This is a genomic window from Limimaricola cinnabarinus LL-001, assembly GCF_000466965.1.
GTDB lineage: Bacteria > Pseudomonadota > Alphaproteobacteria > Rhodobacterales > Rhodobacteraceae > Limimaricola > Limimaricola cinnabarinus.
The window spans coordinates 64,970-78,812 of sequence record NZ_BATB01000006.1 but is presented as its reverse complement, the minus strand read 5'-3'; the positions used below and the strand labels follow the sequence as shown (position 1 = coordinate 78,812).

The window sequence follows — 13,843 nt, the reverse complement described above, 5'->3', positions numbered from 1 at the left end:
CGGTCAAGCCGAACCTCGGGCCCGTTTCCAAGGAGCGATGCGGTGTCGCATCGCCCCCGCCGCACTCCGTTCAGGCCGCGCGGGGGCGCGGCACGGCCACCTTGTCGATCGCAGCCATGAGGGCATGTGTCGCGGTCTGCTGGATCATATGGCCCTCCCCCGGCAGGCGGTCGAAGCTGCTCTGGGCGATCTCCCCATGCAGCCGGGCCGACTGCGCCTCGCAATCGATCAGCCGGTCCTCGGCACCCGCGACGATGGCGACGGGCATCGATAGTGCCGCGTAACGGGACCGCGCCGCGGCGGCGCGGGGGATCATCATCGCGGTCTCAGCGGCGCTGGCGCGGATCTGCGAGGGGCGCACCGCCATTTCCTTGGGAAACTGCGCGAACTTCGCGGGCACCGGGCGCGGCGCGAAAAGATGCTCCAGCACGGCGGGCCATATCACCCGCGCCAGATGCGGCGAGACGGCATAGCGCAGCACGTCGCCCAGCACCGGCACCGCTGGAGCCGAAAGGCCCACGACATCGGCGCGCGGGCTCGGGTAATAATAACCCGAGGCCAGCACCAGCCCCGAAACCGCCTCCGGAAAGCGGTCGGCGAGCGCGACCGCCACCGAACAGCCCCAGGAATGGCCCAGCACCGTTGCGCGCGTCACGCCGATCCGGCCCAGCGCCTCGTGTAGCAGCATTGCCTGCATCTCGGGCGTCCAGACGGTGTTGCGTGGGCGGGCGCTGTGACCAAAGCCGGGCCGGTCGAAGACAATGACCCGGTGGTGCCGCGCCGCCATGTCGATCAGCCCGCTGCTCTCGAAATCCTGGATCATGCTGCCATTGCCATGCAGCAGCACCAACGCCGGGCCGGTGCCGCGTTCGAGGTAGTGCAGCCGCACACCCTTCACCGTGATGAACCGCCCCATGGGCGGGTTGTCCCGTTCGGCGCGCTTCGCAAGGCGGTGGTTGGCATAGGCCGAGGCCGCCATGGTCGCGATGGCGGTCCCCGCGACGGCGCGGATCTTGAACCGCTGCGCGGCCTTGCGCGAGAGGGAAGCCGGATCTCGTTTGTTCATGGAGGTCATCGGGCACATCCGTTTGTCAGGTTGCCGCCGTCGCGCCGGTGTTCCGGGCTATGTTGCGGTGCGGCATGACTACCCTTGAGGGCCCCGCCGGGTTCCCGCATGGCTGCCATGCCCCTCCCCGCTTGGATGCGAAAGGGCCGGGGCGTCGCCGCCCCGGCCCTTCGATTCTCGACCGCGATTCGCATCACTCGGCGGGCAGCGCCACCTCCTCGACGGTGAGGGGATGCGGGATGTGGCGCAGCATTTCCTTGGGGCAAACCTGCAGGAAGTTGTGCTTCTCGCTGTCCCAATGCTGCAGGATCTCGGCGGCCTTACGGCTCCCGGTCTCGAGCTGGTGACGCTCGATCAGCCCGTGCAGCTCGCGCTCCCAGTGATCGACCGTGACGCCGCAGGTGACGAGCGTCTCGGTGTTCATCAACGGCTCGGCGAGGCCTTCGGGATCGTAAAGATAGGCCATGCCACCGGTCATGCCGGCGCCGAAGTTGGCACCGATCGAGCCAAGGATCACAGCGACACCGCCGGTCATGTATTCGCAACCATTGGTGCCGCAGCCCTCGATCACCACATGCGCACCCGAGTTGCGCACCGCGAAACGCTCGCCTGCGCGGCCGGCGGCAAAGAGATAGCCCGCCGTCGCACCATAGAGCACGGTGTTGCCGATGATGGTGTTCTCGCTCGCCACCAACGGGCTTTGCATCTGCGGGCGCACCACGATGGTGCCGCCCGAGAGACCCTTGCCCACATAGTCGTTGGCGTCGCCGGACACCTCGAGCTTGAGGCCGGGGGCCGCGAAGGCGCCGAGCGACTGCCCCGCCGAGCCGGTGAGCTTGACGGTCAGGTGGTCGGGCTGCAGCTGGTTCCGCATCCCGAAATTCTCGACGATATGCGCCGAGGTCCGGGTGCCGATGGTGCGGAGCGTGTTCTGCACCGCGTATTGCAGCTGCATCTTCTCGCCATCCTCGAGGAAGCGCTGGGCGTCCTTGACGATTTCGGCGTCGAGCGTGTCGAGCACCTCGTTGCGCGGCTTGTTGCGGTCGTAGCGGATGCTCTTGGTGCCATCGACCGTAATCAAGAGCGGGTTGAGGTCGAGATCGTCAAGATGCGCCGAGCCACGCGACACCTGCGTCAGCAGGTCGGCCCGGCCGATCACGTCATCAAGCGAACGCGCGCCGATCGAGGCCAGGATCTCGCGCACTTCCTGCGCGTAGAAGGTGATCAGGTTCACCACCTTGTCGGCGTTGCCCGCGAACTTGCCGCGCAGCGCCTCGTCCTGGGTGCAGACCCCCACCGGGCAGGTGTTGGACTGGCACTGGCGCACCATGATGCAGCCCATGGCGATGAGCGCCGCGGTGCCGATGCCGTATTCCTCGGCCCCCATCATCGCCGCCATGACGATGTCGCGCCCGGTGCGCAGACCGCCATCGGTGCGAAGCGTCACCCGGCCGCGCAGGTTGTTCATCGACAGCACCTGATGCGCCTCGGTGAGACCCATCTCCCACGGCAGGCCCGCATATTTGATCGAGGTCGCGGGGCTGGCCCCGGTGCCGCCATTGTGGCCCGAAATCAGGATCACGTCGGCCTTGGCCTTGGCCACGCCCGCCGCGATCGTGCCGACGCCCGAGGAGGAGACGAGCTTCACCGTCACCTTGGCGCGCGGGTTGATCTGCTTGAGATCGTAGATCAGCTGCGCAAGGTCCTCGATCGAGTAGATGTCGTGGTGCGGCGGCGGCGAGATCAGCGTGACCCCTTCCGTCGAATGCCGCAGACGCGCGATCAGCTTGGTGACCTTCATCCCCGGAAGCTGGCCGCCCTCTCCGGGCTTGGCGCCCTGCGCCACCTTGATCTCCAGTTCCTCGCAGGCGCCCAAGTATTCGGCGGTGACGCCGAAGCGGCCCGAGGCCACCTGCTTGATCTTGGCGCTCGGGTTGTCGCCATTGGCCTCGGGCAGGAAATGCGCCGGATCCTCGCCACCCTCGCCCGAGTCGGACTTGGCGCCGATGCGGTTCATCGCGACGTTGAGCGTCTTGTGCGCCTCGGGGCTGAGCGCGCCCAGCGACATGCCCGGCGTGACGAAACGCTTGCGGATCGAGGTGATGCTCTCGACCTGCTCGATCGGGATGGCCTCGCCCATCGGCTTGATCGCGAGAAGGTCGCGCAGGTGGATCGGCGGGTTGGCCTGCATGGTAGAGGCGTATTGCTTCCACAGCTCATAGGAGGCGCGGTCGCAGGCGGCCTGCATCATGTGCATGGTCGTGGCTTCCCAGGCGTGCTTCTCGCCCGAGCGGCGCGACTTGTAGAAACCGCCGATCGGCAGCGTGCCGAGATCCGCGCCCGCCTTGGTCCAGCCGCGGGCGTGCACCTCTTCGAGCTTCTTCTGGATGCCGGTGAGGCCGATGCCCGAAATGCGGCTGTGCATGCCGGGGAAATACTCGGCGCACATCGCACGGCTGAGGCCCACGGCCTCGAAGTTGAGACCGCCGCGATACGACGAGATCACCGAGATGCCCATCTTGGCCATGATCTTGAGCAGGCCCGCATCCACCGCATCGCGGTAGCGGCGCATGATGTCGGTGAGCGTGCCTTCGAGCAGGCCGCGGTTCAGGCGATCCGCGAGGCTGTCCTGCGCGAGATAGGCGTTCACCGTGGTCGCCCCCGAGGAGATCAGCACCGCGAAGTAATGCGGATCGATGCACTCGGCCGAGCGCACATTGACCGAGCAGAAGGTCCGCAGCCCCTTGCGGGTCAGCCACGAATGCACCGCCGAGGTGGCGAGGATCATCGGCATCGGGACGCGGTCCTCGTCTTGATGCTGGTCGGTGAGCACGATGTGCCCGGCGCCCGAGCGCACCGCGTCCTCGGCCTCGGCGCGGATCCGCTCCAGCCCCGCGCGCAGCCCGTCGGGCGCGCCGCCCGTTGGGAAGGTGCAGTCGATGAAGGCCACCTGGTCACCGAACTGCTCGACCATGGTGTCGAACTCGGCATTGGCGATGAACGGGCTCTCCAGCACAAGGATCTCGGCTTGGCTGGAGCTTTCGTCGAGCACGTTCTTGAGGTTGCCGAACCGCGTCTTGAGAGACATCACCCGGCTTTCGCGAAGGCTGTCGATCGGCGGGTTGGTGACTTGGGAGAAGTTCTGCCGGAAGAAATGCGACAGCGGCCGGTACTTGGTCGAGAGCACGGCCGAGGGCGTGTCGTCGCCCATCGACGCGATCATCTCCTTGCCGTCCTCGGCCATCGGCGCGAGCACCTGCTCCAGTTCCTCGACCGAGTAGCCGGCGGCGATCTGGCGCTTGCGCAGCTCGGGGCCCTCGAACAGCGGCTCCTCGGGCACGTCGCGCAGGATGTCGTTGAGATTCACGACCTTTTCGATCCACTCGCCGAAGGGCTGCGAGGCGGCGAGCTTGTCCTTCATTTCGCTGTCATGGAACAGCCGGCCCTCGCCCATGTCGACCGCGATGAGCTGGCCCGGGCCGAGCGCGCCCTTCTCGACGACGCTGGCCTCGTCCACCGGCACCATGCCGGCCTCGGAGCCCGCGACGAGCAGGCCGTCGCCGGTGACGACGTAGCGCATCGGGCGCAGGCCGTTGCGGTCGAGACCAGCGCAGACCCAGCGGCCATCGGTCATCGCCAGAGCGGCGGGGCCGTCCCACGGCTCCATCACGGCGTTGCAGTAGGAATACATGTCCTGCCACGCCTGCGGCATCTCGACCCGGCTCTTGGACCAGGCCTCGGGCACCAGCATGGTCTTGGCCATCGGCGCGTTGCGCCCGGCGCGCACCAGCACCTCAAACACCGAATCGAGCGCGGCCGAGTCCGAACTGCCCTGCGGCACGATCGGCTTGATGTCCTCGGCCATCTCTCCGAAGGTCGAGGAGGCCATGCGGATCTCGTGGCTCTTCATCCAGTTGGTGTTGCCCTTGAGCGTGTTGATCTCGCCGTTATGGGCGAGCATGCGGAAGGGTTGGGCCAGCCACCATTGCGGGAAGGTGTTGGTCGAATAGCGCTGGTGATAGAGCGCGAAGGCGCTCTCGAAGCGCGGGTCCATGAGGTCAGGGTAGAACACGGCGACCTGCTCGGCCAGCATCATGCCCTTGTAGATCACCGAGCGGCAGGACAGCGAGGCGAGGTAAAGCTCGCGCACGCCCGCGGCGACCGAGGCGCGCTCGATCCGGCGGCGGATGATGTAGAGTTCGCGTTCGAACTGCTCCTCGTCGATGTCCTTCTCGCAACGGATCAGGATCTGCTCGATCTCGGGGCGCGTGGCGTTGGCCTTCTCACCGAGGCAGGTGATGTCGACCGGCACGTGGCGCCAGCCATAGATGTAGTGCCCCATGCGCAGCACTTCGGTCTCGACGATGGTCCGGCAGGTCTCCTGCGCGCCGAAGTCGTTGCGCGGCAGGAACACCTGCCCGACCGCGATACGGCGCTCGGCCATCGGCTCGTGCCCGGTGCGGCGGATCTGGTCCTCGAAGAAGGCGCGCGGGATCTGCACGTGGATGCCCGCGCCGTCGCCGGTCTTGCCGTCGGCGTCGACGGCGCCGCGGTGCCAGACCGCCTTGAGCGCGGCGATGCCCTTCTCGACCACCGCGCGCGACGGGGTGCCGTCGATCGCGACGACGAGGCCGACGCCGCAGGAGGCGTGCTCGTCATCCTCGCGGTAGAGGCCGTGCTCGGCCATGTGCTTGCGCTTGGCCTCTTCCGAGGCGACCCAGGCGTCATCATAGGTGGTCATGGAAGATCTCCTTGGCGATGGGGGCGGGTGCCGACGACATGGTCGCGCCGCAGCCGTGTTTGGGGTTGGACGAGAGGAAACCCGGCTCGCCCGGAAGAATGAATTCGATCGGCGTGTCGTCCGAGGTGAAGCTGCCCTCCGGCCCGGTCACTTCGCTCGTGCCCGACAGGAAGATGCGTCGGGCGCGGTCGATGAACTCGGTGCCGCGGCTGACCCAAAGGACCTCGCCATCCTCGCCGGTGGCGCGTACCTCGTAATCGGTCTGCTCAAGCTCGACGCCGTCGATGGTGACGGTCTCGCCGGTCAGGCTGTCGAAGCCGACATAGCGGGTTTCGCCGACCTGATCCGAGAGGGTCGTGAAATCGAAGCTGTCGGCCCCGGTTTCCGACAGTTCGGTGAAGGAGGCCGGATCAGCGGGATCGGGAGCGAGCGCCTCGCGCCGGTCGGCGCGCGGATAGACGCTCTCGACCCATTGGGTCTCGGCGTCGATGGCACCGAAGTAGCTCACCCCGTCGAGGTCGAGATCGACCCTGCGGCGCCAGCCCTCGGGGTCGCCCTCGCAGGTGAAATGATGCGACACGGTGCAATTCGCGGTCTGCACGGTCAGCGCGGCGGCGCAGCCCTCGGGCAGCGCCACCTCGCGTGGGGCCTGCGCACTGGCCATAGCGGGCCACGCGCAAAGCAGGAGGGCGATCGGCGTCTTCATGGCGGTCTCCGAAACGGGGTCGGCGGGACATGGGTCGTCGGGAACTGTCGGGATCGGGCGACCCCGGCCCGAAGGCCGGGGCATCAGCCCCCGATAACCGGCGCCCCGGGGCGGCACGGGCCAAAGCCCGCGCATGGGCTCACTCGGCGGCGACGCCGGCGCTGGCGGACTGGTCGAGATAATTCACGATCGCGGTGGCGCTGTCACGCCCGTCGCGGATCGCCCAGACGACGAGCGAAGCGCCGCGCACGATGTCGCCCACGGCATAGACGCCGTCGAGCGAGGTGGCGCCGGTGCCGAATTCGGCCCGCACGGTGCCCCAGCGGGTCACTTCCAGCCCTTCGACGCCCCAAAGCGTCGGTAGGTCCTCGGGCTCGAAGCCCAGCGCCTTGACCACCAGATCGGCCTCTTCAAGGTAATCGGCGCCCTCGATCTTCTCGGGCATGCGGCGGCCGGTGGCGTCGGGGGTGCCAAGGCGCATCTTGTGGACATGCACGCCCTTCACTCCCTCGGGGCCGCACTCGAAGCCCTTGGGGGCCGAAAGCCAGACCAGATCGACGCCCTCCTCCTCGGCATTGGCGACCTCGCGCTGGCTTCCGGGCATGTTGGCCCGGTCGCGGCGATAGAGGCACTTCACGCTTTCGGCGCCCTGACGGATCGCCGTGCGCACGCAGTCCATGGCGGTATCGCCGCCGCCGATCACCACGACCTTCTTGCCTTCGGCGTTCAGCTCGCCGCTGTCGTATTCGGGCACGTCGTCGCCGAAATTCTTGCGGTTCGAGGCGGTGAGGTAGTCGATGGCACGCACAACGCCGCCATGCTCGCTGTCGGGCAGGTCGCGCGATTTGTAGACCCCCGTGGCGATCAGCACGGCATCGTGCTTGCCGCGGATGGCGTCGAAGGAGATGTCCTCGCCGACCTTGCAGTTCAGCACGAACTCGACGCCTGATTCCTCGAACTGCTTCGTGCGGCGGTCCACGATCTCCTTCTCGAGCTTGAAGCCCGGGATGCCATAGGTCATCAGCCCACCGACGCGGTCGTAGCGGTCATAGACCGTGACCTGCACACCTGCGCGGCGCAGGTAGTCGGCCGCTGCCAAGCCGCCGGGACCGGCACCGATGATGCCGACGCTCTCGGTGCGCTCGCGGGCGGGACGGATCGGCTGGACCCAGCCTTCGTCCCACGCGGTGTCGGTGATGAACTTCTCGACCGAGCCGATGGTGACGGTGCCGTGGCCCGACTGCTCGATCACGCAGTTGCCTTCGCAAAGCCGGTCCTGCGGGCAGATGCGGCCGCAGATCTCGGGGAAGGTGTTGGTGGCCTGAGAGACCTCGTAGGCCTCCTGCAGGCGGCCTTCGGCGGTCAGGCGCAGCCAGTCGGGGATGTTGTTGTGAAGCGGGCAATGCGTCTGGCAATAGGGCACGCCGCACTGGCTGCAGCGGCTCGACTGCTCGGCCGCCTTGTCACGGGCGAACTCGGCGTAGATCTCCTGGAAATCCTCGCGCCGCGCTGTGGCCAGACGCTTTTCCGGCATGTCCCGCGGTACGGACACGAATTTCAGCATCTTGTTCTCGGCCATGGCTGGTCTCCCTCTGGCTGGGCTCGCGAGTGAGATACAGAAAGGCCGTGCCGTTGAAAAGTCAGCAACACTGACCCATTTATCGCTTTAGCGCGCCTGTCGAGAAATTATTCGGTGCCATGAAGGATTTTTAGGTCAGTATGAAATACCTATGCGCTCATCCAACCAGAAACAGACCGATGAGGGCCGCGACCCCGACGATGATTCGCCACCAACCGAACAGCGCGTAGCCATGACGCGAGACATAGCCGAGCAGCCATTTGACCACGATCGCCCCCGACACGAAGGCCATGGCAAAACCGATGGCGATCTCGTTGAGCGCGCTCCAGTCGAGCACGTCACGGTTCTTGAACAGATCGTAGGCCACCGCCCCGGCCATGGTCGGCATCGACAGAAAGAACGAGAACTCCGCCGCCGCGCGCTTGTTCACACCCATGAGCAGCCCGCCGACGATGGTCGCCCCCGACCGCGAGACGCCCGGCACCATGGCCAGCACCTGAAAGAAGCCGATGGCCAGCGCCGTGCGCACCGGCAACTTCATCGCGTCGTCATGACGCGGGTTGAGCGCCATGCGGTCGACGAAGAGCAGCACGATGCCGCCCAGCACCAGCATCACCGCGATCAGCGCAGGCGTCTCGAACAGCACCGTCTTGATGATGTCATGCGCCAGCACCCCGATCACCGCCGCCGGCAGGAACGCGATCAGCACCGCGGCGATGAAGCGCCGCGCCTGGGGGTCGTGCGGCGCGTCGCGCAGCACCCGCCAAAGCTGCCCGAAATAGAGCGTGAGCAGCGCCAGCACCGCGCCGAGCTGGATCACCACCTCAAAGGTCTTGCCGTTGCTCTCGAAGCCGAGAAAATGCCCCGCGAGCAGCAGATGGCCGGTCGAGGACACCGGAATGAACTCCGTCAGCCCCTCCAGAAGCCCGAGGAGGAGCGGCAGGAGAATCGTCTCTCCGGTCATGATACTATTGTCCGTTCGTTAGTGCGGGCGCAGGTTACGCGCCGATTCCTTGATGGCCAGATACTGCCCCGAGGGACGGAAGCGCCACAGGTAGTCAGGCAGCACAGCCTCCATCGCGATCGGCTCGATGCCTAGATCGCTGAAACCCTTGGCGCCTGTGCCCACGACGTTGTCATGGCGCAGATTGGCGACCTGGTCTGCGGTGATCGGCGCGCGCACCAGCCCGAGGGACAGCATCTGCACCACACCACCAGCGGTGGCCATCAGACGGCCCACGCCGAAGGGCAGCGCCAGCACGAGGCGACGGCGGCGGATGATCCGCAGCATCTGCACAATCAGCTCGCGGAAGCTATGCACGTCGGGCCCGCCCAGCTCGTAGACACCGGGGGCGGCATGGCCGGTCACCGCGAGGGCGGCGGCATTGGCCACGTCGTCCGCATGAACCGGCTGGAACTTCGTGTTGGCCCCGACCACCGGGATCACCGGCGATATCTGCGCCATCGAAGCAAAGCGGTTGAAAAACTCGTCCTCGGAGCCGAACAGGATCGAGGGGCGCAGGACCACCGCCTGCGGCATGTGGCGCAGCACGCCCGCCTCGCCCGCGGCCTTGCTGCGGGCGTATTCGCTCTCGCTCTCGGCGTCGGCGCCGATCGCCGAGACATGCACCATCCGCGCCACCCCCAGCTCGGCGGCGAGGCGGGCGATCCGCTCGGGGCCCTCCTCCTGCACCGCCTTGAAGGTATTGCGGCCTTTTTCGGCCAGAACGCCCACGCAGTTCACCACCGCGTCGGCGCCGGTCATCACGCCGCGCACGCTGTCGTCGTCGCGGATGTTGCAAAACACCGGCTCGACCTGACCTACGACGCCGTAGGTGCGCACGAACAGCGCCTCTTCGGGGCGGCGGCAGGCGACGCGGACGCGCCAGCCCTGCTGCGCCAGACGACGCGTGATATAGCGTCCGAGGAAGCCCGATCCGCCGTAGATGGTCACAAGTCCGGTCATCTGCCCCGCCCTGATAAGGTGAATTGACGCTTCGCGGTTTACCCCCCGGGAGCCACGCGGACAAGCGCCGATCCGGCACCGCTCGCCACGGGCCCTCCGCGCCGCGCCGCCCTCGGTCCCGTCCATCGTCGCCTTCCGCAGGGACAGCAAAATTTCCCGCGGATTGCCCGTTGACACCCCCCGCGCCATTCCGTAGATCGCCCCTCACACGACCTGCCCAGGTGGTGGAATTGGTAGACGCGCTGGCTTCAGGTGCCAGTGTCCGAAAGGACGTGGAGGTTCGAGTCCTCTCCTGGGCACCATCCCTCCTCGTAGATCAACAGCGAGGACATCGTGGCGAACCACCTTTACCAGCAGGATATTCCCGACGATCTCGATCTCGGTCCCGTCGTGGCCATCGATTGCGAGACCATGGGCCTCAACCCGATCCGCGACAGGCTCTGTCTCGTGCAGATGTCGGGCGGCGACGGGCATTGCCACATGATCCAGATCCGGCCCGGGCAGAGCGCGGCACCCAATCTCGTGCGGCTCCTCAAGGACCCGCAGGTGCTCAAGCTGTTCCATTTCGGCCGATTCGACATCGCCGCGATGCAGCACGCCTTCGGCGCCACCGCCGCACCGGTCTACTGCACCAAGATCGCCTCCAAGCTGGTGCGCACCTTCACCGAGCGGCACGGGCTGAAATACCTGCTGCAGGAGTTGGTCGGCGTCGATATTTCCAAGCAGCAGCAGCAATCGGACTGGGGCGCCGAAGAGCTGACCAATGCGCAGCTCGACTACGCCGCTTCGGACGTGCTTCACCTGCACCGCCTCAAGGCCGCGCTCGACGCCAAGCTCGAACGCGAGGGGCGTCGCGAGCTGGCGCAGAGCTGCTTCGACTTCCTGCCCACCCGCGCCGCCCTCGACCTCGCGGGCTGGCCCGATGCCGACATCTTCGCGCACTGAGATGGGCGACGCGGATCAGCCCGCGAGGGATCTGGAGATCGCGCGGCAGGTGATCGCCGAGGAGGCCGCCGGTCTCGCGGCGCTCGCGCGCGGGCTCGATGGCGGCTTCACGGCCGCCGTCGCGGCGATCCGCGCCGCCACCGGGCGGGTGGTCGTCTCGGGCATGGGCAAATCGGGCCATGTCGCGCGCAAGATCGCCGCCACCCTCGCCTCGACCGGCACCCCCGCGTCCTTCGTGCACCCCGCCGAGGCGAGCCATGGCGATCTGGGCATGATCTCCAAGGGCGACGTGGTGCTGGTGCTGTCGAACTCGGGCGAGACGCCCGAACTGGCGGATCTCGTGGCTCATACGCGGCGATTCGGCATTCTGCTGATCGGCGTGGCGGCGCGGCCCCAGAGCACCCTGATGACACAGGCCGACATCGCGATCGCCCTCCCCGCCCTGCCGGAGGCCTGCGGCATCGGCGTGGTGCCCACCACCTCGACCACGATGACGCTGGCGCTGGGCGACGCGATCGCCATCGCCCTGATGCGCGGCCGCGGCTTCACGGCGGCCGATTTCCGGGCCTTTCATCCCGGCGGCAAGCTCGGCGCGCGGCTGGCGCGGGTGCGCGACCTGATGCATGGCGCATCCGAACTGCCGCTGGTGACGCTCGACGCGCCGATGTCCGACACGCTCTTGACGATCACCGGCGCGGGCTTCGGCGTCGTGGGGGTCGTCGATGAGGATGGCGGGCTCGCGGGAATCGTCACCGATGGCGACCTGCGGCGGCACATGTCGGGGCTTCTCGACCATCGCGCCGGCGAGGTCATGACGCCGCGCCCGCGCACCATCCGGCCCGACGCGCTCGCCGCCGAGGCGCTGGCACATATGAACGCGGGCAAGATCACCTGCCTGTTCGTGGTGGACGAGGAGGATGCCGCGCGCCGCCCTCTGGGCATCCTGCACATCCATGACTGCCTGCGGGCCGGCGTGGCCTGATGCACGCGCGCGACAATGCCTATTCGCGGTTCATCGGCCGCGCCAAGGTGCTGCTGCCGCTGCTCGGGCTGGTGCTGCTCTCGACGCTGTTTTTGATCGCGCGCGCGCCACAGGGACCCAGCGAGATCCCCTTTGCCGAAATCGAGGCCATCGCCAACGAGCAAAGGGTCAGCGCGCCGCGATTTGCGGGCACCGCCGAAAACGGCGCGTCGATCTCGGTCGAGGCGGCGACGGTGCGGCCGCAGGCCGAAGGGATCTATGCGATCGACACCCCGCGCGGCGTGGTCGAGACCCCGGACGGGGCACGGATCGAAATGCGCGCCGCGACCGGCGAGATCGACGCCGAGGCACGGCGGCTGCGGTTCGACGGGCCGGTCTCGATCGCAACCTCGATGGGCTACGATGTCGAAACGCCGATGCTCGAAGCCGATCTGGGCACCGGCCGCGTCGTCTCCACCGGCGCGATCACGGTCGACGGCCCCTTCGGCCGCCTCACCGCCGGGGCGATGCGCACCGAGATGCCGCAGGGGACCGCGCCGCGCATGGTGTTCTCCGATGGCGTGCGGCTGCTATATGATCCCGCAAGCCGAGGAGAGAGCCGATGATCCGCACCACCGCCATTGCCGCCCTGTTCACGGGGCTGCTGTTGCCCGGCCTCGCCATGGCCCAGACGCAGATGGCGTTGGGCGGCCTCGCGGCCGACCCCTCGGCCCCGGTCGAGGTCACCGCCGAAAGCCTGAGCGTCGATCAGGCCACGGGGCGCGCCACCTTCGAGGGCGACGTGCTGATCGGTCAGGGCGAGATGAAGATCTCGGCCGCCACGGTCGAGGTGGTCTATGACGAGGCCACCGGCGAGATCGCCCGGCTCGAGGCGGAGGGCGGCGTCACCTTCGTCACCGCGACCGAGGCCGCCGAAGCCGAGAGCGCGGTCTACGACATCTCCGGCGGTACGCTGACCCTCATCGGCGACGTGTTGCTCACCCAAGGGCGCACGGCGTTGTCGTCGCAGCGCATGGAGATCGACCTCGCGGCGGGCACCGCGCAGCTCACGGGCGGCGTGCGCAGCGTCATCGAGCCCGCGCAATGAGCGACCGCCCCGCCCTCGACCTGACGCCCGGATCGGGGGGCCTGCGGGTCACCGGCCTGCGCAAGAGCTACCGCAAGCGCCCGGTGATCCGCGACGTGTCGCTGCATCTCGACCGCGGCGAGGTGGTGGCGCTTCTGGGGCCCAACGGCTCGGGCAAGACCACCTGCTTCTATTCCATCGCCGGTCTGGTGAGTCCCGAAGGCGGGCAGGTGACGATCGACGGGCGCGACGCGACGCTTCTGCCGATGTATCGCCGGGCACGTCTGGGCATCGGGTACCTGCCACAGGAGATGTCGGTGTTTCGCGGCCTCAACGTCGAGGACAATATCCTCGCCGTGCTCGAGATCGCCGAGCCCGACCGCACCTCGCGGCGCGAACGGCTCGAGGAACTGCTGTCGGACTTCTCGATCGGACACTTGCGTCGCGCGCCGGCGCTGGCGCTGTCTGGGGGCGAACGCCGCCGGGTCGAGATCGCGCGCTGCCTCGCCGCGAATCCGCGCTACGTGCTGCTCGACGAGCCCTTCGCCGGCGTCGATCCGATCGCGGTGGGCGACATTCGCGATCTCGTGGCCGCACTCAAGACCCGCGGATTGGGCGTGCTGATCACCGATCACAACGTGCGCGAGACTCTCGGAATCGTTGATCGCGCCTATATACTGCATGACGGCCGCGTGCTGATGTCCGGCACCACCGACGAGGTGGTCCGCGACGAGAACGTGCGCCGCGTCTATCTTGGTCAGGGCTTCCGGATCAGTTGAATGCGGCGCAACG

Annotated in this window: 11 protein-coding genes and 1 tRNA gene; 6 read left to right on the top strand and 6 right to left on the bottom strand. The window is 67.5% G+C overall.

Annotation, left to right across the window (positions count from 1 at the left end; all coding sequences use genetic code 11):
- Positions 1 to 70 precede the first annotated feature (70 nt).
- From MBELCI_RS04040 to MBELCI_RS04015, 6 genes are all read right to left on the bottom strand, one after another.
- Complete coding sequence (locus MBELCI_RS04040; RefSeq protein WP_021692879.1) at positions 71 to 1,075, bottom strand: alpha/beta fold hydrolase; 1,005 nt, start codon at positions 1,073 to 1,075, stop codon at positions 71 to 73.
- Between the two features lie 184 nt (positions 1,076 to 1,259).
- Complete coding sequence (gltB, locus tag MBELCI_RS04035) at positions 1,260 to 5,807, bottom strand: glutamate synthase large subunit (protein ID WP_021692878.1); 4,548 nt, start codon at positions 5,805 to 5,807, stop codon at positions 1,260 to 1,262.
- Positions 5,794 to 6,513, bottom strand: a complete 720-nt coding sequence (locus MBELCI_RS04030) for a hypothetical protein (protein WP_021692877.1) — start codon at positions 6,511 to 6,513, stop codon at positions 5,794 to 5,796. Before MBELCI_RS04030 ends, gltB begins: the two co-directional genes overlap by 14 nt.
- A gap of 139 nt (positions 6,514 to 6,652) precedes the next feature.
- Positions 6,653 to 8,092: an NAD(P)-dependent oxidoreductase gene (locus tag MBELCI_RS04025; RefSeq protein ID WP_021692876.1), complete on the bottom strand. Its 1,440-nt coding sequence runs from the start codon at positions 8,090 to 8,092 to the stop codon at positions 6,653 to 6,655.
- A gap of 157 nt (positions 8,093 to 8,249) precedes the next feature.
- Entirely contained in the window at positions 8,250 to 9,056 is an 807-nt protein-coding gene (locus MBELCI_RS04020) for an undecaprenyl-diphosphate phosphatase (protein WP_021692875.1), read from the bottom strand.
- 18 nt (positions 9,057 to 9,074) lie between these two features.
- Positions 9,075 to 10,058 (bottom strand): complex I NDUFA9 subunit family protein, encoded by a 984-nt coding sequence (locus MBELCI_RS04015; RefSeq protein ID WP_045319672.1) that lies wholly within the window; start codon positions 10,056 to 10,058, stop codon positions 9,075 to 9,077.
- Positions 10,059 to 10,273: 215 nt separating this feature from the next.
- On the opposite strand from MBELCI_RS04015, the gene MBELCI_RS04010 reads away from it, so the two are divergent.
- The 6 genes from MBELCI_RS04010 (at position 10,274) to lptB (ending at position 13,830) form a co-directional block, all read left to right on the top strand.
- A tRNA-Leu gene (locus MBELCI_RS04010) sits at positions 10,274 to 10,360 on the top strand.
- A gap of 31 nt (positions 10,361 to 10,391) precedes the next feature.
- On the top strand, positions 10,392 to 11,003 hold the full coding sequence (locus MBELCI_RS04005; protein ID WP_021692873.1) for a ribonuclease D: 612 nt from the start codon (positions 10,392 to 10,394) through the stop codon (positions 11,001 to 11,003).
- Positions 10,981 to 11,985: a KpsF/GutQ family sugar-phosphate isomerase gene (locus MBELCI_RS04000; protein ID WP_162833745.1), complete on the top strand. Its 1,005-nt coding sequence runs from the start codon at positions 10,981 to 10,983 to the stop codon at positions 11,983 to 11,985. The genes MBELCI_RS04005 and MBELCI_RS04000 overlap by 23 nt, the downstream gene beginning before the upstream one ends.
- Entirely contained in the window at positions 11,985 to 12,590 is a 606-nt protein-coding gene (lptC, locus tag MBELCI_RS03995; RefSeq protein ID WP_021692871.1) for an LPS export ABC transporter periplasmic protein LptC, read from the top strand. The genes MBELCI_RS04000 and lptC overlap by 1 nt, the downstream gene beginning before the upstream one ends.
- The gene (locus tag MBELCI_RS03990) at positions 12,587 to 13,072 is read left to right on the top strand and encodes an LptA/OstA family protein (RefSeq protein ID WP_021692870.1); all 486 of its coding nucleotides are present in this window, start codon (positions 12,587 to 12,589) and stop codon (positions 13,070 to 13,072) included. Before lptC ends, MBELCI_RS03990 begins: the two co-directional genes overlap by 4 nt.
- Positions 13,069 to 13,830, top strand: a complete 762-nt coding sequence (gene lptB, locus MBELCI_RS03985) for an LPS export ABC transporter ATP-binding protein (RefSeq protein ID WP_021692869.1) — start codon at positions 13,069 to 13,071, stop codon at positions 13,828 to 13,830. Before MBELCI_RS03990 ends, lptB begins: the two co-directional genes overlap by 4 nt.
- Positions 13,831 to 13,843: the final 13 nt, after the last annotated feature.